The 19,776-nt window shown below is 52.6% G+C and carries 17 protein-coding genes and 2 pseudogenes; 11 read left to right on the top strand and 8 right to left on the bottom strand.

The features are described from left to right. Positions 1-52: 52 nt before the first annotated feature. The 4 genes from nifJ to uspF all read left to right on the top strand — a co-directional run bounded on the left by nifJ (position 53) and on the right by uspF (position 5,944). Positions 53-3,577: a pyruvate:ferredoxin (flavodoxin) oxidoreductase gene (nifJ, locus tag AOY24_RS04390; RefSeq protein ID WP_054176220.1), complete on the top strand. Its 3,525-nt coding sequence runs from the start codon at positions 53-55 to the stop codon at positions 3,575-3,577. Positions 3,578-3,934: 357 nt separating this feature from the next. Then, on the top strand, positions 3,935-5,059 hold the full coding sequence (gene ompC / locus AOY24_RS04395) for a porin OmpC (protein ID WP_043000602.1): 1,125 nt from the start codon (positions 3,935-3,937) through the stop codon (positions 5,057-5,059). 156 nt (positions 5,060-5,215) lie between these two features. After that, entirely contained in the window at positions 5,216-5,428 is a 213-nt protein-coding gene (locus AOY24_RS04400) for a KTSC domain-containing protein (RefSeq protein WP_043000601.1), read from the top strand. 81 nt (positions 5,429-5,509) lie between these two features. Next, positions 5,510-5,944: a universal stress protein UspF gene (gene uspF / locus AOY24_RS04405; protein WP_043000600.1), complete on the top strand. Its 435-nt coding sequence runs from the start codon at positions 5,510-5,512 to the stop codon at positions 5,942-5,944. 70 nt (positions 5,945-6,014) lie between these two features. Here the strand turns inward: uspF and AOY24_RS04410 are convergent, their stop codons facing one another. Further along, positions 6,015-7,208 carry a zinc-dependent alcohol dehydrogenase gene (locus AOY24_RS04410; RefSeq protein ID WP_054176221.1) on the bottom strand — a complete coding sequence of 398 codons (1,194 nt, stop codon included), beginning with the start codon at positions 7,206-7,208 and terminating at the stop codon, positions 6,015-6,017. A 33-nt stretch (positions 7,209-7,241) separates the two neighbouring features. Beyond that, positions 7,242-8,150 (bottom strand): SDR family oxidoreductase, encoded by a 909-nt coding sequence (locus tag AOY24_RS04415; RefSeq protein ID WP_043000598.1) that lies wholly within the window; start codon positions 8,148-8,150, stop codon positions 7,242-7,244. Between the two features lie 378 nt (positions 8,151-8,528). On the opposite strand from AOY24_RS04415, the gene AOY24_RS04420 reads away from it, so the two are divergent. From AOY24_RS04420 to cydB, 4 genes are all read left to right on the top strand, one after another. Beyond that, complete coding sequence (locus tag AOY24_RS04420) at positions 8,529-8,714, top strand: general stress protein (protein WP_054176222.1); 186 nt, start codon at positions 8,529-8,531, stop codon at positions 8,712-8,714. A 92-nt stretch (positions 8,715-8,806) separates the two neighbouring features. Beyond that, entirely contained in the window at positions 8,807-9,304 is a 498-nt protein-coding gene (locus AOY24_RS04425; RefSeq protein WP_054176223.1) for a ferritin-like domain-containing protein, read from the top strand. Positions 9,305-9,389: 85 nt separating this feature from the next. Next, a complete protein-coding gene (locus tag AOY24_RS04430; protein WP_044257789.1) occupies positions 9,390-10,796 on the top strand; it encodes a cytochrome ubiquinol oxidase subunit I in 1,407 nt (468 codons plus the stop codon). Then, positions 10,796-11,806, top strand: a complete 1,011-nt coding sequence (gene cydB / locus AOY24_RS04435) for a cytochrome d ubiquinol oxidase subunit II (RefSeq protein WP_043000594.1) — start codon at positions 10,796-10,798, stop codon at positions 11,804-11,806. Before AOY24_RS04430 ends, cydB begins: the two co-directional genes overlap by 1 nt. Before the next feature lie 33 nt (positions 11,807-11,839). Here cydB and AOY24_RS04440 read toward each other — a convergent pair whose 3' ends face one another. Both AOY24_RS04440 and AOY24_RS25600 read right to left on the bottom strand, forming a co-directional pair. Then, positions 11,840-12,358 carry a 2-oxo-tetronate isomerase gene (locus tag AOY24_RS04440; RefSeq protein ID WP_044267134.1) on the bottom strand — a complete coding sequence of 173 codons (519 nt, stop codon included), beginning with the start codon at positions 12,356-12,358 and terminating at the stop codon, positions 11,840-11,842. 11 nt (positions 12,359-12,369) lie between these two features. Then, positions 12,370-12,474 (bottom strand): annotated as a pseudogene (locus tag AOY24_RS25600) (DUF421 domain-containing protein); the annotation flags it as partial. 89 nt (positions 12,475-12,563) lie between these two features. Between AOY24_RS25600 and AOY24_RS25605 the strand changes: the two are divergent. Together AOY24_RS25605 and ttcA are read left to right on the top strand one after the other, a co-directional pair. Next, positions 12,564-12,773: pseudogene (locus AOY24_RS25605) on the top strand (site-specific integrase); the annotation flags it as partial. 47 nt (positions 12,774-12,820) lie between these two features. Next, a complete protein-coding gene (gene ttcA / locus AOY24_RS04445) occupies positions 12,821-13,756 on the top strand; it encodes a tRNA 2-thiocytidine(32) synthetase TtcA (RefSeq protein WP_043000592.1) in 936 nt (311 codons plus the stop codon). A 43-nt stretch (positions 13,757-13,799) separates the two neighbouring features. Here ttcA and dbpA read toward each other — a convergent pair whose 3' ends face one another. From dbpA to AOY24_RS04460, 4 genes are all read right to left on the bottom strand, one after another. Next, entirely contained in the window at positions 13,800-15,173 is a 1,374-nt protein-coding gene (gene dbpA / locus AOY24_RS04450; RefSeq protein ID WP_054176224.1) for an ATP-dependent RNA helicase DbpA, read from the bottom strand. 23 nt (positions 15,174-15,196) lie between these two features. Beyond that, entirely contained in the window at positions 15,197-15,376 is a 180-nt protein-coding gene (locus AOY24_RS25570) for a hypothetical protein (RefSeq protein WP_309295137.1), read from the bottom strand. Positions 15,377-15,660: 284 nt separating this feature from the next. Then, positions 15,661-16,644 (bottom strand): zinc transporter ZntB, encoded by a 984-nt coding sequence (zntB, locus tag AOY24_RS04455; protein WP_043000590.1) that lies wholly within the window; start codon positions 16,642-16,644, stop codon positions 15,661-15,663. Between the two features lie 89 nt (positions 16,645-16,733). Then, entirely contained in the window at positions 16,734-17,867 is a 1,134-nt protein-coding gene (locus AOY24_RS04460) for a methyl-accepting chemotaxis protein (RefSeq protein ID WP_043000589.1), read from the bottom strand. 645 nt (positions 17,868-18,512) lie between these two features. Here AOY24_RS04460 and AOY24_RS04465 point away from each other — a divergent pair. Next, entirely contained in the window at positions 18,513-19,745 is a 1,233-nt protein-coding gene (locus tag AOY24_RS04465) for a sensor domain-containing diguanylate cyclase (protein ID WP_043000588.1), read from the top strand. The last annotated feature ends 31 nt before the right edge of the window (positions 19,746-19,776 follow it).

The raw sequence follows: 19,776 nt of genomic DNA on the forward strand, positions 1-19,776 counted from the left end.
ACGCTAAGTGGTTTCCTGCGTCCCTCTTTTTTGCGCAATGTAAGGGTGTCATATGATTACTATTGACGGTAATGGTGCAGTCGCTTCGGTGGCGTTTCGTACCAGTGAAGTTATCGCCATCTACCCCATTACGCCCAGTTCAACGATGGCTGAACAGGCTGACGCCTGGGCAGGCAACGGGCTGAAAAACATCTGGGGAGATACGCCGCGCGTCGTCGAAATGCAGTCGGAAGGCGGTGCAATAGCGACCGTTCACGGTGCGCTGCAAACCGGCGCGCTTGCCACCTCCTTTACCTCTTCACAGGGGTTACTGCTGATGATCCCCACGCTGTACAAACTGGCGGGACAATTAACCCCCTTTGTACTGCATGTCGCCGCCCGTACCGTGGCAACCCACGCGTTGTCGATTTTTGGCGATCATTCAGACGTCATGGCGGTCCGCCAGACCGGCTGCGCCATGCTGTGCGCCGCAAGCGTACAGGAGGCGCAGGACTTCGCGCTGATCTCGCAAATCGCGACCCTGAAAAGCCGGGTTCCCTTTATTCACTTCTTTGATGGTTTCCGCACTTCGCATGAAATCAACAAAATCATCCCGCTGGCAGATGACACGATTCGCGGCCTGATGCCGCAGGCTGAAATTGATGCACATCGCGCCCGGGCGCTCAACCCAGAGCACCCGGTGATCCGCGGCACCTCAGCGAATCCCGATACGTATTTCCAGTCCCGCGAGGCGACCAACCCGTGGTATGACGCGGTATACGATCATGTCGAACAGGCGATGAATGATTTCGCTGCCGCAACCGGTCGTCAGTATCAGCCGTTCGAATATTACGGTCATCCGCAGGCCGAACGGGTCATCATTCTGATGGGTTCTGCTATCGGCACCAGCGAAGAAGTGGTTGACGAACTGCTGACGCGCGGCGAGAAAGTCGGGGTGCTGAAAGTCCGCCTGTTCCGCCCCTTCTCAGCTAAACATCTGCTGCGGGCCTTGCCTGAATCCGTCCGCGCGGTTGCCGTGCTCGATCGCACCAAAGAACCGGGTGCCCAGGCCGAACCCCTGTATCTCGATGTGATGACCGCGCTGGCGGAAGCATTCAACGGCGGTGAGCGTGAAACGTTGCCGCGCATGATTGGCGGCCGTTATGGTCTCTCGTCAAAAGAGTTTGGCCCGGACTGCGTGCTCGCGGTCTTTAATGAACTGTGCCAGGCAAAACCCAAACCGCGCTTCACCGTTGGTATCTACGATGATGTCACCAACCTGTCGTTGCCACTGCCTGATAACACCTTGCCGACGACGGCGAAGCTGGAAGCACTATTTTACGGTCTCGGCAGTGACGGCAGCGTTTCGGCGACCAAGAACAACATCAAGATCATCGGTAATTCAACGCCGTGGTATGCCCAGGGCTACTTCGTGTATGACTCCAAAAAGGCAGGCGGTCTGACGGTGTCTCACCTGCGCGTGAGTGAACAGCCGATCCGCTCTGCTTACCTGATCTCACAGGCCGATTTTGTCGGCTGTCACCAGCTGCAGTTTATCGATAAATACCAGATGGCTGAACGACTGAAGCCTGGTGGTATTTTCCTGCTGAATACGCCGTATCCCGCAGATGAGGTCTGGTCACGCTTGCCACAGGAAGTGCAGGCGGTACTGAACCAGAAGAAAGCGCGTTTCTACGTCATTAATGCGGCGAAAATCGCCCGTGAATGTGGCCTGGCGGCGCGGATTAACACCGTCATGCAGATGGCGTTTTTTCATCTGACTCAAATTCTGCCGGGCGATAGCGCGCTGGCTGAACTTCAGGGGGCAATCGCTAAAAGTTACAGCAGCAAAGGTCAGGACCTGGTGGAACGCAACTGGCAGGCACTGGCGCTGGCGCGCGAGTCTGTTGCTGAAGTGCCGCTGCAGGCGGTTGATCCGCACAGCGCCCACCGTCCTCCGGTGGTGTCTGACGCCGCGCCTGATTTTGTGAAGACGGTGACCGCGGCAATGCTCGCGGGGCTCGGCGATGCCCTTCCCGTCTCTGCGCTACCGCCCGACGGCACCTGGCCTATGGGTACCACCCGCTGGGAGAAACGCAACATCGCCGAAGCGATCCCCATCTGGAAAGAGGAGCTTTGCACTCAGTGTAACCACTGCGTTGCGGCCTGCCCGCACTCGGCTATTCGTGCCAAAGTGGTTTCGCCGGAAGCAATGGAGAATGCTCCCGCCAGCCTGCATTCGCTGGATGTGAAATCACGCGATATGCGCGGACAGAAATACGTTCTGCAGGTCGCGCCGGAAGACTGCACCGGCTGTAATCTGTGTGTGGAAGTGTGCCCGGCGAAAGACCGTCAGAATCCGGAAATCAAGGCCATCAATATGATGTCGCGCCTTGAGCACGTCGAAGAAGAGAAAGTGAATTATGACTTTTTCCTCAGTCTGCCGGAAATTGACCGCAATAAACTCGAACGCATTGATATTCGTACCTCTCAGTTGATTACGCCACTGTTTGAATATTCCGGTGCCTGTTCCGGCTGTGGCGAAACGCCGTATATCAAGTTACTGACCCAACTCTATGGCGACAGAATGCTGATTGCCAACGCCACGGGGTGTTCGTCAATTTACGGTGGGAACCTGCCTTCCACACCGTACACAACCGATGCCAATGGGCGCGGTCCCGCATGGGCAAACTCGCTGTTTGAGGATAACGCAGAGTTCGGTCTGGGCTTTCGTCTGACGGTCGATCAGCATCGCTTACGCGTGCTGCGTCTGCTCGAACAGTTTGCCGACCAGATCCCGGCTGAACTGAACGACGCATTACATACCGATGCGACCCCTGACGTTCGTCGTGAGCAAGTTGCCGCGCTGCGTCAGCATCTGAAGGATGTCGATGGCGCACGTGAACTGCTCACCGACGCCGATGCGCTGGTTGAAAAATCCATCTGGCTGATCGGCGGCGATGGCTGGGCCTACGATATTGGCTTCGGCGGGCTGGATCATGTAATGAGCCTGACTGAAAACGTCAATATTCTGGTGCTGGATACGCAGTGCTACTCCAACACGGGCGGTCAGGCCTCGAAAGCCACACCGCTTGGCGCGGTAACGAAATTTGGTGAGCACGGCAAACGGAAGGCGCGTAAAGATCTGGGCGTCAGCATGATGATGTACGGTCATGTCTATGTCGCACAGATTTCGCTCGGGGCGCAACTCAACCAGACCGTGAAGGCGATTCAGGAAGCGGAAGCGTATCCTGGTCCGTCGCTGATCATCGCCTACAGCCCGTGTGAAGAACACGGCTATGACCTCGCACTGAGTCACGATCAGATGCGTCAGTTGACGGCGACCGGCTTCTGGCCACTCTACCGCTTTGACCCACGTCGTGCGGATGAGGGCAAATTGCCGCTGGCGCTGGACTCTCGCCCGCCGTCAGATGCGCTGGCAGAGACATTACTCAACGAGCAGCGTTTCCGTCGCCTGAATGCGCAGCAACCAGAAGTGGCAGAGCAGTTATGGAAGGACGCCGCGGCCGATCTGCAAAAACGCTATGACTTCCTGGCGCAACTGGCCGGTAAAGCGGAGAAGACCAGTACTGACTGATCGGGGGGTTCGCGTCGGCCAAAAAAAAAGCCCGAACATCTGTTCGGGCTTGTCAATTTCTTTGTCGGCAAATCAGTACGCGTTGCATTGGACCAACAAAAAAGCAGTATGTGACAATAAAGGCATATAACGAACGAAGAATATCGCACTGGATTTATTTTGTATAATTTTTATTTTATATGCTTTATGCAATTATATTCACACCAATTATTGTCATTTCGATGGAATTATTTATTTAAGGTTTCACTTAAGACGTAACAATTGATACTTATCTCTTTACGGAACTTCTCCTTTAGCATGTTTTTACTCCCCAACAGAGGGAGTGAAAGCTAAATATAAAACTAAAGGATTACTGCGATGAAAAGAAAAGTACTGGCCCTTGTCATCCCTGCCCTGTTAGCAGCAGGCGCAGCACATGCTGCTGAAGTTTATAATAAAGACGGCAACAAATTAGATCTTTATGGCAAAGTTGATGGTCTGCATTATTTCTCTGATAATGCCAACAGTGATGGCGATCAAACTTATGTTCGTATGGGCTTTAAAGGTGAAACACAAATTAATGATCAACTGACCGGTTACGGTCAGTGGGAATATCAGGTTAACGCCAACACCACCGAAGGCGACCACGGCAACAGCTTCACGCGTCTTGCTTTTGCTGGCCTGAAATTTGGTGAATACGGTTCATTCGACTACGGTCGTAACTACGGCGTGATGTATGACGTGGAAGGCTGGACCGATATGCTGCCTGAATTCGGCGGCGACTCCTACACCTATTCCGATAACTTTATGGTAGGTCGCACCAACGGTGTTGCCACTTACCGTAACACGGACTTCTTCGGTCTGGTTAACGGTCTGAACTTCGCACTGCAGTATCAGGGTGCCAACGAAGATCAAATCACCAATGAGCAGGAAGGTACTGGCAACGGCGGCGATCGTACTGTCCAGAACTCCAACGGCGACGGTTTCGGTATCTCGTCGACCTATGACTTCGGAATGGGCGTTAGCTTCGGTGCAGCCTACACCACCTCCGACCGTACCAACGAGCAAGTCAATGCGGGTGGCCGCGTCGCGGGTGGCGATAAGGCAGATGCCTGGACAGCGGGTCTGAAATATGACGCTAACAACATTTATCTGGCTACCATGTACTCTGAAACCCGTAACATGACCCCGTACGGTGATGACGGCGTAGCAAACAAAACCCAGAACTTTGAAGTGACGGCGCAATACCAGTTCGACTTCGGTCTGCGTCCGGCGGTGTCCTTCCTGATGTCAAAAGGTAAAGATCTGACCGGTCAGGGCAATGACGACAGCAAAGATCTGGTGAAATACGCGGATGTTGGCGCGACTTACTACTTCAACAAAAACATGTCCACCTATGTTGATTATAAAATCAACCTGCTGGATAACGACGACAACTTCTATTCTCGTAACAATATTAATACCGATGACGTCGTCGCACTCGGTATGGTCTATCAGTTCTAAGCCCTTCTGCCCGCTGGTAACGGCGGGCTTCTGCCCTTTCCCTCACCGTCATAACCCATTCGTTTTGCCTATAACAAAATGCGATATCACGAAGACTAAAATCCCAGTAAGTTAAATGATATATTCATGGTATGACCTGCCGTCGAGGATGCCGCCATGAACCATCAGCCTGTAAAATCATCACGAATTGCCTCCGTCGGCTATGACGAGAAATCCTCTACGCTTGAAATTCGTTTCTACCAGACCGGTGTTCTGCAATATCGCGGAGTTCCTGCGCATATATACCGAAATTTTCTTTCTGTGGTCTCAAAAGGCCGATTTTATGACGGGGTTATTAAGGGAAAGTACCCGGAAATCAAAAGCAAATAATGTTGAATTGTGATCTTTGTCATTGTACTGAATCGGTGATAAGACGTTACACTTTATAGGGATACTCAAACAGGAGGTTTAATGAACAGAACAATTCTTGTACCTATCGATATTTCAGACTCAGAATTAACTCAACGTGTGATTAATCATGTCGAAGCCGAGGCGAAAATTGACGATGCTCAGGTTCATTTCCTGACCGTCATTCCGTCTCTGCCTTACTATTCTGCACTGGGCCTGGCCTACTCTGCGGAGTTGCCTGCCATGGACGATCTGAAAGCCGAAGCGAAATCTCAACTGGAAGAGATTATCAAGAAGTTCACTATCCCGTCGGACAGAGTGCAGATCCATGTCGTTGAAGGCTCGCCAAAAGATAAGATTCTGGAAATGGCGAAAACACTGCCTGCGGATATGGTGATTATCGCATCCCACCGTCCGGACATTACCACCTATCTGTTAGGGTCGAACGCCGCTGCCGTGGTACGCCATGCAGAGTGTTCCGTTCTGGTCGTACGCTAACATTTTCAGCCCGCACATCGCTGCGGGCTTTTCGTTGTGCCATAACCGGTGTTGCTGATCAATCCACGCCTCAGACGGTGGCCTTTTCTTGCGTCAGACCAGGCACCAGAATCACTTTTCGACACGCCTCTTCACGCTTTTCAAATATTTCGTAACCCCGCGCGGCCTCTTCGAGTGGCATATGGTGAGTCACGATTTCTTCCGGTGTCAGTAGCCCCTGTTCAATGAGACTAAGCAGATCCGGCAGATAAGCATGCACGTGGGTCTGACCCATTTTGAAGGTCAGTCCTTTGTCAAAGGCATCACCAAACATGAATCCATGAATAAAACCGGCATACACGCCAGGGACGCTGACGATCCCACCACGGCGCACAGCGGCGATACATTGCCGGAGCGCTTTACCGCTGCTGCCTTCAATTTTCAACGTGCTCAGCACGGTTTCTGTCAGACTGCCCTTCGCCTCAAAACCGACAGCATCAATCACCGCATCCACACCGCGATGTCCGGGCGTGTTATCAATGATCCATTCTGCCGGATCGTCGTTTTTATCAAAATTAATCGGGATCGCGCCGTAACGCTGATGCGCAAACTCGAGCCGGTAGTCGTTATGATCAATGATAAAAATATGCTCCGCACCGTTCAGCCGGGCACAGGCGGCGCAGAGTAAACCCACCGGGCCCGCGCCAAAGATAGCCACGCTTGAACCCTGCCTGATGTCGGCATTCTTCACCGCTTGCCACGCTGTTGGCAAAATATCTGACAGAAAAAGCACCTTTTCATCCGGCAATGTATCCGGCACTTTGAAGGGGCCGGCATTCGCCTTCGGGACGCGGACAAATTCTGCCTGCCCGCCAGGGATCCCGCCGTAGAGATCGCTGTAGCCAAACAGCGCGGCGGGCGGCGTGATGTTTTTACGGTTCAGGGCTGCACCTTTACCGCTGTTGGTATTTTCGCAGGCGGCATATTGATGCAGATGACAGAAAAAGCACTCACCACAGGCGATGACAAAAGGTATCACCACCCGATCGCCTTTACTGACTGCCGTCACCTCCGGACCGGTCTCCACCACTTCGCCCATAAACTCATGACCAAAAATATCGCCATGATGCGTACCAGGGATTTTGCCGCGGTAAAGATGCAAATCCGATCCGCAAATGGCGGTGGCGGTCACGCGAAGAATAATATCGTCCGGCGCCTCAAGGCCCGGATCGGGCACAGAATCAACGCTAACGTGATGCGGGCCATGATAAGTGAGTGCTTTCATTCACATTTCTCCTGTTGGCTGGCAAACCGCGCTTTATAAGGTCCCGGTGCCACCGTCTGAACACCAGACCTGACCGGACGTGTAGCTGTTCTCTGGTGCCGCCAGCGTGACATACAGCGGTGCGATCTCCGCCGGTTGACCGGGTCGACCAAGCGGGGACTGCGCGCCAAATTTCTCGATTTTTTCCTGTGGCTGACCTCCGCAGCACTGCAACACCGTCCAGTAGGGACCCGGCGCGACGGCGTTAACCCGAATCCCCTTCGGCGCCAGTTGTTTCGCCAGCGATTTGGTGAAGACGGCGATCGCCGCTTTGGTTTGCGCATAATCCAACAGGATATCGCTCGGTTCGTACGCCTGGACTGAGGTGGTGTTAATGATCACACTGCCCGATGAGAGATGACGAAGTGCAGCCTTCGTAATCCAGAATGTCGCGTAAACATTGGTCTTGAACGTGGCATCAAACGCTTCGGTAGTGAGATCGTCAATTGACTCACAGAATTGCTGGCGCCCCGCGTTATTCACCAGGATATCCAGCCCGCCTAACGCATCTACCGCCTGGTTAACCAGCGTCTGGCAGAAGGTTTCATCGCGGATATCACCCGGAATCGCGGCCACGTTCCTGCCTGCTTTTTTAATCAGTTCAACCACTTCACGGGCATCTTCTTCTTCATCAGGTAAATAATTAATTGCCACATCGGCACCTTCCCGCGCATAAGCAATCGCCACCGCGCGACCAATACCGGAATCGCCCCCGGTGATTAAGACTTTCTTGCCGTTAAGCCTGCCGCTCCCTTGATAGCTCTCTTCGCCATGATCGGGACGGGGCTGCATTTTACTGGCAAGTCCTGGAAAAGGTTGTTTTTGGTGCGGAAATGGCGGAGCCGGAAAATGCTCAGAATGCGTTTTATTGGTGATCTGCTTTTGATTATTCTGGTCAGCCATGCGTTTACCTCTCGTTATTTTTCCTACGGACTTTTAAGCGTAGAACAAAATTGGCGAGAAGGTTCTCAAAGCCGTCTGAGTGATTAATTTTCGGTCATTCAAACGCCGCCTCTTAATGAATACTGTTTTATTCTGAAGACTATTTTTTTAATCGCCCTGCGCTCAGACAGTTACATACCAACATTTACAAAACCCCCATAAAATAAGCGAGGCGGGTGTTTTCGATAATATATTGAAAAGTAACCCGTCAATTTTTTCTGATTTTTTGTGGAAATTTGACTCCTCGCGGATAGCCGCTAACTTTAAGCCCTGAACAACGACGGATACAAATTACATTTTTGTATCTGACTGACATAACCGATATACAAGAGGTGAGATATGGCAGAGCATCGTGGTGGTTCCGGTAATTTCGCAGAAGACCGTGATAAAGCATCTGAAGCGGGTAAAAAAGGCGGTCAGCACAGCGGCGGGAACTTCAAAAACGATCCGCAGCGTGCATCCGAGGCAGGAAAAAAAGGCGGTCAGAACAGCCATAGTTGTGGACGTAAGTCTGATAACTCCTGATTGTAAGACTGCTTTAGCCTTTAATAAATAAAGTGTCCTGCGGGTCTGTCTGTAGACTCGCAGTTATTTTTTCTGAACCGGGAGAGGATGTTATGAATATGAAAACGCTCGAGGATGTTTTCATCTATTTACTTTCAGACACCTATAGCGCGGAAAAACAATTAACCCGTGGTCTGGCGAAACTGGCCCGCGCGGCCTCTGACGAAAAACTCAGCGCCGCGTTTAATGCGCACCTGGAAGAAACTCAAGGGCAAATTGCGCGTATAGACCAGATAATCGAACAGGAACCGAAGATTAAGATTAAACGCATGAAATGCGTAGCGATGGAAGGCTTAATTGAAGAAGCCAATGAGGTCATCGAAAGTACAGAAAAAAATGAAGTTCGCGATGCTGCATTAATTGCGGCCGCCCAAAAAGTTGAGCACTATGAAATTGCCAGTTACGGCACGCTGGCAACCCTCGCCGAACAGTTGGGCTATCCCGCCGCGGTAAAACTTCTGGCGCAAACGCTTGAAGAAGAAAAAGAAACCGATTTGAAATTAACTGACCTGGCGGTCGGTAATATCAATAGAAGTGCGGAGAAACGATAACCGCGCCCGAGGTTATTGGTTGGTAAGAAAAAACAGTTTTGTTGCGCTCTGCTTATGGCAGCGCTTTGTCATGGGGTAGCATACCGTGCCTGAACTTGATGCTTTTCATCTGGCCCGTTTTCAGTTCGCCTTCACTGTCTCTTTTCACATTCTTTTCCCGGCGATTACCATTGGGCTGGCCAGCTATCTGGTGGTACTGGAAGGAATGTGGCTGCGCACGCACAACAACCTCTGGCGTTCGCTTTACAACTTCTGGCTAAAAATCTTTGCCGTCAATTTTGGCATGGGCGTCGTTTCCGGTCTGGTGATGGCCTACCAGTTCGGCACAAACTGGAGCGGCTTTTCCCAGTTTGCCGGCAGTATTACCGGCCCACTGCTGCTTTACGAAGTGCTCACCGCCTTCTTCCTGGAGGCGGGTTTTCTGGGCGTGATGCTGTTTGGCTGGAACAGAGTTTCTCCAGCGCTGCATTTTTTCACCACCTGCATGGTGGCACTGGGAACGCTGATGTCCACTTTCTGGATCCTCGCGTCAAACAGCTGGATGCAGACGCCGCAAGGTTTCAGCATTGAAAACGGTCATGTGATCCCGCAGGACTGGATGGCGATCATTTTCAACCCCTCCTTTCCGTATCGTCTGTTCCATATGTCGATCGCCGCCTTCCTGAGTAGCGCGATGTTTGTGGGAGCCTCTGCCGCCTGGCATTTACTTCGCGGCAACGACACGCCGGCCATCCGCAAAATGTTTTCCATGGCGATGTGGATGGCGTTAATCGTCGCGCCGATTCAGGCGGTGGTCGGCGATATGCACGGTCTCAATACCCTTGAGCATCAGCCGGTAAAAATTGCCGCTATCGAAGGCCACTGGGAAAACGCGCCCGGCGAGGCTACACCGCTCTTGCTGTTTGGGATGCCGGACATGGAAGAGGAGCGCACAAAATACGGTCTGGAGATCCCGGCGCTGGGTAGTTTAATCCTGACCCACAGTCTGGATAAACAGGTTCCTGCGCTGAAGGATTATCCCAAAGAAGATCGCCCTAACTCCCCTGTTGTCTTCTGGTCGTTTCGTATCATGGTAGGCATAGGTTTACTCATGATTGCGCTGGGTCTCTGTAGCGTCTGGCTGCGCTGGCGCCAGCGCCTGTATCAGTCTCGCCCGTTCCTGTGGTTTGCGCTGGGAATGGGCCCTGCCGGACTACTGGCGCTGTTGGCGGGTTGGGTCACGACGGAAGCAGGACGTCAACCGTGGGTGATCTACGGATTCTTACGCACCCGCGATGCGGTGTCATTACACAGCACGATGCAAATGGTCATCAGCTTGCTGGTCTTTATCATCGTCTACTGTGCTGTTTTTGGCGTGGGTTATTACTACATTTTCAGGCTCATTCGCAAAGGTCCGCAACCTGTCAGTGAACTGACGTCACAAACGGATGGCACCCCGGCTCGCCCCCTCTCGGCGGCAGAACCGGTGACGGATGAAGAGGAGAAGGCGTAATGGGTATCGATATCACCGTAATGTGGTTTGTCATCATTATCTTTGCCACGCTGATGTACATCGTGATGGATGGTTTCGATCTGGGTATTGGGATGTTGTTCAGCGTGGTTCACGACGCTGGTGAGCGTGACGTAATGGTAAACAGCGTGGCACCCGTCTGGGACGGTAATGAGACCTGGCTGGTGCTCGGCGGCGCGGGCCTCTTTGGCGCGTTCCCGCTGGCCTATGCAGTGATCACCGACGCACTGGCGATTCCGCTGACAATGATGCTCATCGGCCTGATTTTTCGTGGTGTGGCCTTTGAGTTTCGCTTTAAGGCGACACCTTCCCACCGACCATTCTGGGATTACGCCTTTGCCGGCGGTTCGCTGCTCGCGACATTCAGCCAGGGCATTGTGGTGGGCGCGGTGATTAACGGCTTTGCGGTGACAGAACGCCGTTTTGCCGGCTCAGCACTGGACTGGCTCACCCCCTTCAACCTCTTTTGCGGCGTCGGCCTGATCGTCGCCTATCTGCTGCTCGGCACCAGTTGGCTGATTATGAAAAGCGAGGGTTCGCTGCAAGCGCGAATGCGCGTCCTGACCCGTAAAGTCCTCCTCGCCCTGTTGGGGGTTATTGCGGTGGTGAGCGTCTGGACGCCGCTCGGCTGGCCCGCTATCGCCGAACGGTGGTTTACCCTGCCCAATTTCTTCTGGTTTGTCCCGGTGCCCATTCTTGTGCTGGTATTGAGCCTGTGGATTTGGCGACTGAGCGCAGAGATGAACAGCCATGCGCGCCCCTTTATTCTGACGCTGGGTTTGATTTTCCTCGGCTTCAGTGGGCTGGGCATCAGCTTATGGCCGCATATTATCCCACCGCATATCACGCTGTGGGAGGCGGCAGCACCGCCTGCCAGTCAACGGTTTATGCTGGTGGGGACCCTGCTGATTATCCCGGTCATTTTGATGTACACCGCCTGGAGCTACTTTGTTTTCCGTGGCAAGGTTTCCGGGGGTGAAGGCTATCATTGAGCGTCAGATCGCAGAGCGTATTGATCACTGGGGTCAACGCCCCTCCCAGGCAGAGATCTCTTCCAGGAGTACTGCAAGGCTGAAACGGACTGCTTTTTCGATAACATCCTGACACTCACCAGAAAAAAGCTCGCGCTTTGTGACAACCTCCCCGCGGAGATTCCACGCAAACCAGACCGTTCCGGCGGGCGTTCCGTCTTCCCCACCGTCCGGACCGGCGTACCCACTGATGGCAATGCTGATATCGGTCCCGGCACGCTCGCGTATGCCCGTGGACATCTCTTTGACCGTCTGTTCACTCACTGCGGTATATTTTTCCAGCGTACTGGCCTGTACGCCGAGCAGTGTCTGCTTCGCCCTGTCACTAAAGGTAATAACGCCAATATCATAAAAGGCGGCGGTATCGGATTCCGCACAGAGTGCCGTCGCCAGATTACCGCCGGTGCAGGACTCAGCGGTGGTTAACGATAATCCTCGGTCAATGAACACATTGGCTAGCTGTTTCGTGAGTTCGCCGGTGGTTTTCGCTTCGTTATAGGCTGCTTCATTCATCCTTCTTCTCCTTAGCTTTCATCAGGAATAACGGAAATATGATCATTACGCTCCAGAATGGCGTATTGACTTTTTGCGGGCTCCGTAATGCCCTGATTCTGTCGCACCGTGACCAGGCTAATCATCGTCAGCGTCGCACCAGTGACAGAAAATCATTGCCTGACCAGAATTCAGAAGTAAGTTTAAGCCGTTTACCGTCGGACGTGTAAAAGGTGCTGGTATTCGTCGCCGTAATCCGTACCATACGCGACATACTTTTGCCTGTAGGCTTCGCTCAACCGAAGCGTTCACGTCTTTTATTGCAAACCCGATGGGGCATGAAACGCACGCAGGTGGTATATGAAATTGACGTAGCCTGAATCGACGTATTGACGACGAGCAGACTGCCAGGCGAAACGCAAAACTGGCACGGTGATACGCGTGTCGTGACATGCCCCTTTCCGGTGTTCGAGACAGTAAATAATGTTAGAAAATCAACAAGCGACGAAGAAAGAACAGTACAACCTGAATAAATTGCAGAAACGTCTGCGCCGTAACGTCGGCGAAGCGATTGCCGATTTCAATATGATTGAAGATGGCGACCGGATCATGGTCTGCCTGTCCGGTGGTAAAGACAGCTACACCATGTTGGAAATTTTGCGCAATCTACAGCAAAGCGCCCCGATTAGCTTTTCGCTGGTTGCCGTTAACCTGGATCAGAAACAACCCGGTTTCCCTGAACACATTCTGCCTGAGTATCTTGAGCAACTGGGCGTTGAGTACAAAATAGTTGAAGAGAACACGTATGGGATCGTGAAAGATAAGATCCCGGAAGGCAAAACCACCTGCTCTCTTTGTTCACGCCTGCGTCGCGGTATTCTGTATCGCACGGCGACGGAGCTGGGTGCGACTAAAATTGCGCTGGGTCACCATCGCGACGACATTCTGCAAACCCTGTTCCTGAATATGTTCTACGGCGGGAAAATGAAAGGGATGCCGCCGAAACTGATGAGCGATGATGGTAAACATATCGTGATCCGCCCACTGGCTTACTGCCGTGAGAAGGATATCGAACGCTTTGCTGAAGCCAAAGGCTTCCCGATCATCCCTTGCAACCTGTGCGGTTCGCAACCAAACCTGCAACGTCAGGTGATTGCCGATATGCTGCGTGACTGGGATAAGCGTTATCCAGGCCGTATTGAAACCATGTTCAGCGCCATGCAGAACGTGGTGCCTTCACACCTGAGCGACATTAACCTGTTCGACTTCAAAGGGATTAAGCACGGTTCTGACGTTATTGATGGCGGCGATCTGGCATTTGATCGTGAAGAGATCCCGCTCCAGCCTGCAGGCTGGCAACCGGAAGAAGACGATAATCAGCTTGATGAACTTCGCCTGAACGTTGTCGAAGTGAAGTAATAGCCATGGGCCGGATCGTTTTCATCTCCGGCCCAACTCGGGTTTATTTCAGTAAACGCACCCGACAGGTTTTACCTTTAATCTTCCCATTCTGCAGTTGTTTCCACGCCTTATGCGCGACTGCCTGACGGACCGCCACATAGACATGCGCCGGATGCACGGTAATTTTGCCAATGTCCGCGCCATCCAGACCCATATCTCCGGTTAACGCCCCCAGCACATCGCCTGGTCGCATTTTGGCTTTCTTGCCACCGTCGATACACAATGTCGCCATTTCGGCGACCAGCGGCGCGATGCTGCGTTGCGTTGGCGCAGGGACCCAGTTAAGGCGGATCTGCAGCATTTCAGAGAGAATATTCGCCCGCTGCGCCTCTTCCGGAGCACAAAAACTGATAGCCAGACCGCTGTTCCCGGCGCGCGCGGTACGGCCAATCCGGTGGACGTGCACCTCCGGATCCCACGCCAGTTCGAAATTCACCACCAGCTCCAGAGATTTGATATCAAGCCCGCGGGCCGCAACATCCGTCGCCACCAGCACCCGCGCGCTGCCGTTGGCAAAACGCACCAGCGTCTGATCGCGGTCTCGCTGTTCCAGATCGCCATGAAGCGCCAGCGCGCTTTGCCCGGCCTCATTGAGCGCATCGCACACCGCCTGACAATCCTTTTTAGTATTACAGAACACCACGCAGGAAGCCGGCTGATGCTGACTGAGCAACGTTTGCAACAGCGGTATCTTACCGCGCGCAGAGGTTTCAAAGAATTGCTGTTCGACGGCGGGGAGCGCATCCACCGTGTCAATTTCGATAGCGAACGGATTTCGCTGCACGCGACCGCTGATTGCGGCAATCGCTTCCGGCCAGGTGGCCGAAAACAATAGCGTCTGACGCGACGCGGGCGCGAAACGGATCACCTCGTCGATTGCCTCACTGAATCCCATATCCAGCATCCGGTCTGCTTCATCCATCACCAGCGTGGTCAACGCGTCCAGCGAAACGGTGCCCTTTTGCAAATGGTCGAGCAAACGACCAGGCGTGGCGACGATAATATGCGGCGCGTGCTGAAGAGAATCGCGCTGTGCTCCGAAGGGTTGACCACCGCAAAGCGTCAGGATTTTGGTATTCGGTAAGAAACGCGCCAGACGACGTAGTTCACCGGCCACCTGATCCGCCAGTTCGCGCGTCGGGCACAGAACCAGCGACTGCGTCTGAAACAGAGTGGCATCAATATGCTGTAACAAACCGAGACCAAATGCTGCCGTTTTACCGCTGCCGGTTTTTGCCTGCACCCGCACATCCTGCCCGGCAAGGATCGCTGGCAGCGCCGCCGCCTGGACGGGGGTCATGGACAGATACCCCAACTCGTTCAGATTCTCGAGCTGGGCGGCGGGTAATACATTCAGGGTAGCAAAAGCAGTCACAATTTAATCTCACGGTAAACGACTCACAGTCGGCAGGCGCGTATCCTCGCAGATCTGCGGCTGTGATGCGACAACTTAATCGGTACTTCGTCGGGCGGCGGGTCGGGCATCGGCTGTGGACGTGGGATCGGATCGGGCACAGGAACGGGATCGTTGGGAACGGGATCCGAGAAATGAATGTCTTGTTGGCGGTGAGTTAACAGATGGAACATTTTTGCCTCCGGGATTTCATTGGCTCCCTTTCAGGGTAGTCGCTGAAAACGTACAGGCAAAAAAAAGCCGACTTATTTAAGTCGGCGTCGTACGAATCAATTGTGCTATGCAGTAATTCAAAAAAGGAAGTAAGACAATATGGAGCGCAACGCCCATCGCTTGACGTTGCATTCACCTGCAAGAGTGATATTGCCCCGAACAGGCGTGCTATTTATTGACTTCGCTCAATCTTAAAGCCGTTTTTAGGCAGAGAAATCTCTTAAAACACCCGTTTTTACAACCATTTACTACGATGCAACCATAAAGTAACACCACCAATCAGAACCACTAACAGAATACAAAAGAGTGAAAAGCCAAATTGCCACCCTCCACCGGGTATGCCGCCGAGATTGACGCCGAACAGTCCGGTCAGAAACGTGCTGGGAAGGAAAACCATCGCCATCAATGACATGGTATAGGTACGTCTTGCCAGCGACTCCTGCATTACCTGGGCAATTTCATCCGCCATAACGCCCGTGCGGGCGATACAGGCATCAATTTCATCCAGCCCCCTGCCCAGTCGGTCGGCAATATCTTGCATCCGGCGTCGCTGATCGTCCGTCATCCACGCCAGACGCTCGCTAGCCAGTCGCGAATAGACATCACGTTGCGGCGCCATATAGCGGCGCATCACAATCAATTGTTTTCGTAATAACGCGAGGAAGCCGCGCGGCGGGATTTGCTGATCGAGCAGATTGTCTTCAAGATCGATGATTTTATCGTGTAACTGTTCGATAAATTCACTGGCGTGATCGGTCAGCGCATCGCATACGTCCACCAGCCAACCGCCGCAGTCAACTGGCCCGGTGCCTTCCTGGAGATCGCTGACGACATCGTCGAGCGCCAGCACCTTCCGCTGACGCGTGGAGACAATCAGCCGTTCATCCATATACAGACGCATCGCCACCAGTTGGTCCGGGCGCTCATCCGTACTGCCATTGATGCAGCGTAGCGTAATAAGCGTCCCTTCACCCAGACGGCTGACGCGTGGACGAAGGCTTTCCCCCGCCAGCGCATCCCTGACATTATTCGGCAGTAGCGGCGTCGTCGCCAGCCATTGCGCGCTGTCCGGATGCGTGTAGTTCAGATGCAGCCAGCACGGATGCTCACGGCTGATCACATCATCATCTTCCAGCGGTTTCACACCGCCCTTGCCATCCAGCAACCAGGCAAATACTGCATCCGGCACACTAACTTGAGACCCTTTAATGGCTTCCATTTTGCCTCCCATACTTCGCGCTTTTCTGGTTAGTCTAGCTGTCGACGTATGTTAAGCAACCACTCATTCTCCCAATGTGTTATCAGGGCTTATGAAAACCCGCGAGCGTAGCGCTTGTGCGCTGAGGGAGAAATCGCTTCTGTTGCATCACTTAAACGGAACTGATGGGTTTTCGACTGGAGATCGACAACCTGTGATTTCAGTACATCCGACGATCCGGATAATTCATCCACCATCAACGCGTTACTTTGAGTAACTTTTTCCAGTTCATTCATTGCCTGGGTTATCTGATTTATTCCTTTTTCCTGTTCCGCCGTGGTGGTTGATATTTCATGCATCAACTGACTTAACTGCCCAGCGCCCTGGACGATTTCCTGCATATTCTTTTCTGTCTCGCCCACAACCGTTGCGCCTTGCTGCACATTTTGATGGGTGACGTCGATAAGCCCCCGAATATTTTTTGCGGCTTCGGCACTTCTGTGCGCCAGATTTCGCACCTCCGTCGCCACCACGGAAAATCCTTTTCCCTGCTCACCGGCGCGCGCCGCTTCGACTGCGGCATTCAGGGCCAGAATATTGGTCTGAAACGCAATATCATCAATCAGGGTAATTATTTCTGTCATTTGCTGGGTACAAGTCGTAATCGAATGCATGTTGCTGGCAACCTGAACCATTAATTCGCTGCCTTTGTATGCACATTGCATCGCGCTATTGGCCTGCTGGTTAGCAAGTCGCGTGTGGTCAGCGTTGTTACGCGTGCTGGCCGCCATCTGTTCCATGCTGGCCGCCGTCTGAATTAAAGAGGCAGACTGCTGCTCCGTTTTTACGGATAATTCAGCGCTACGGGCGGCCAGTTGCTCTGACAACAACAGCGCCGTCTTCGAGGAAAGTCGGATCTCACGTACCAGCGTCGCGATACTGCCGGATAAGCTGTTGATACCCGGAATCAGTCTCCCGGCACAGTTATTACCAAATTCGGGAATATAAACGGCGAGATTTCCCGCTGTCACCTGTTCAATACTTTTCTTTACGGTATTAATGGGCGTGACAAGATATATTGTCATGTAGCACCATAAGGCGAATAACGCCAACAAAAAAATCACGTTCATTGAAATAATAACCGGCAGCCTGACCGAGTACATTATTTGCACAGTGTTAATCAGGCCAAAGGTAAATAGCAGAAATACGATAATAAATGTTCTGACGCTAATGTGTTTTAACATTTTAAACCTGTTAGAGGTTAATATGGCAGGTCATATTTATATAGCATCAGAAAAGCATATATTCTTCTCGTTCCGCTCTCTGTACAAACTTCACGCAGAGATCCATAAAATTTACCTTAAAGAAGGATATTGCCGATTAAGTTTACCTTATGCTTATTGTTCATCATGAGGTGAGGCCGCTTTCCCCTACCCTCCCAAGCGATTCTACTGCTTAACAATTAAGTGATACGACACTCATCATTGATGAACGTTTAATCTGGCTTAAATGATTAGATTTCATAACGTGTTAATAAGCGCACTCGTGCTCTTGCCGCTTTTCGCCTCTGGACGTTAATGAGGTGGGCAAAAATTCCAGTAGCTGACCTTTCATTTCTCATGCGAATGGATGAATCCCTGCTAAATTTAACTGCACGACAGACATTCGATGGAAAGCCAGATGTTGCACGTATCATGGGCGCCCGTTTGAATCAGCATCTCGTTTCTTGTTGCGTTCATCGCTGCATTTGTCTCCCTCAGACAGCGCGCGCGGGTCGAGAATCGGCATTCTGGCGCTTATCGGGCGGTATTACGCTTGGTATGGGGATCTGGTCAATGCGTTTCATCGGCATAGTCGCACAATAATTAATAAAAAGAACAGGATTACTGATGATTGCGCACAACCTGAATGCACTGGATTTATTAACACAGCCGGTCTGGATCGTCTCACCCTGTACCGAAGAATTAGTTTTTGCCAATCGTATCGCCAGAGAGGTGATGCAAGGGTACACCTTCAGCCAGCTGCGTAAAGGGGTGTATTCCACCCATGCGCAGAATACGTTGCCGAACTATATTACCGATCTTCGCCGCCAGCGGGATATTGTCGAGATTCTGACGGTGCCCCGTGAAAATCATCAGGCCGCACTCACCTGTCGGTTATCGATTAACGATCTGCCAGGAACCGGTGAAGTCATTCTGTTCGAAGGCATTGATATCCCGGCGGTACAGGGGTTGAAAGCCAGCCGGTCTGCCACCTATCAGCGTAAAAAGCAGGGATTTTATGCCCGATTTTTTCTCACGAACTCCGCCCCTATGCTGCTGATCGATCCGTCAAGAGATGGTCTGATTGTCGACGCCAACCTGGCGGCGCTCAATTTCTACGGCTACAGCCTGGAGGCGATGTGCCAAAAACACACATGGGAAATCAATATGTTGGGTCGCCAGGTTCTGCCTGTTATGCATGAAATTGCGCGACTGCCGGGTGGGCATAAGCCGCTGAATTTTGTCCATAAAATTGCCGATGGCACCACCCGCCATGTGCAAACCTATGCCGGGCCGATTGAAATCTACGGCGACAGACTGATGTTGTGCATCATTCACGATATTACCGAGCAGAAACGTCTTGAACAGGAACTGGAGCGCGCCGCCCTGCATGACGCACTCACCGGACTGCTCAATCGCCGCCAGTTCTATCAACTGACCGAACAGGGGCAGATGCAGCATCTCACCCTTGCCCAGGACTACAGCCTGCTGCTCATTGATACCGATCGGTTTAAAAGCATTAATGACCTGTATGGTCACCTGAAAGGTGATGAGGTTCTCTGCGAGCTGGCGCGAAACCTGGAGTCCTGCGCACGCAAAGGGGATTTAGTGTTTCGCTGGGGCGGCGAGGAGTTTGTCCTGTTGTTACCGCGCACGCCGCTGGAGACCGCGTTGCAGTTAGCCGAATCCATCCGCGCGTCGGTCGCGAAAATCGGGCTTCCCGGCCTGCCGCGCTTTACCGTGAGCATTGGCGTGGCCCACCGCGAACCGAACGAAAGTATCGATGAACTGTTTAAGCGGATGGATGCTGCGCTTTACCGGGCCAAAAATGATGGCAGAAACCGGGTACTGGCCGCCTGAGAAACAGCGTCCCCGACGACACGCACCGCCG

The sequence above is a fragment of the Citrobacter sp. CtB7.12 genome, from assembly GCF_001297795.1.
GTDB lineage: Bacteria > Pseudomonadota > Gammaproteobacteria > Enterobacterales > Enterobacteriaceae > Citrobacter_A > Citrobacter_A amalonaticus.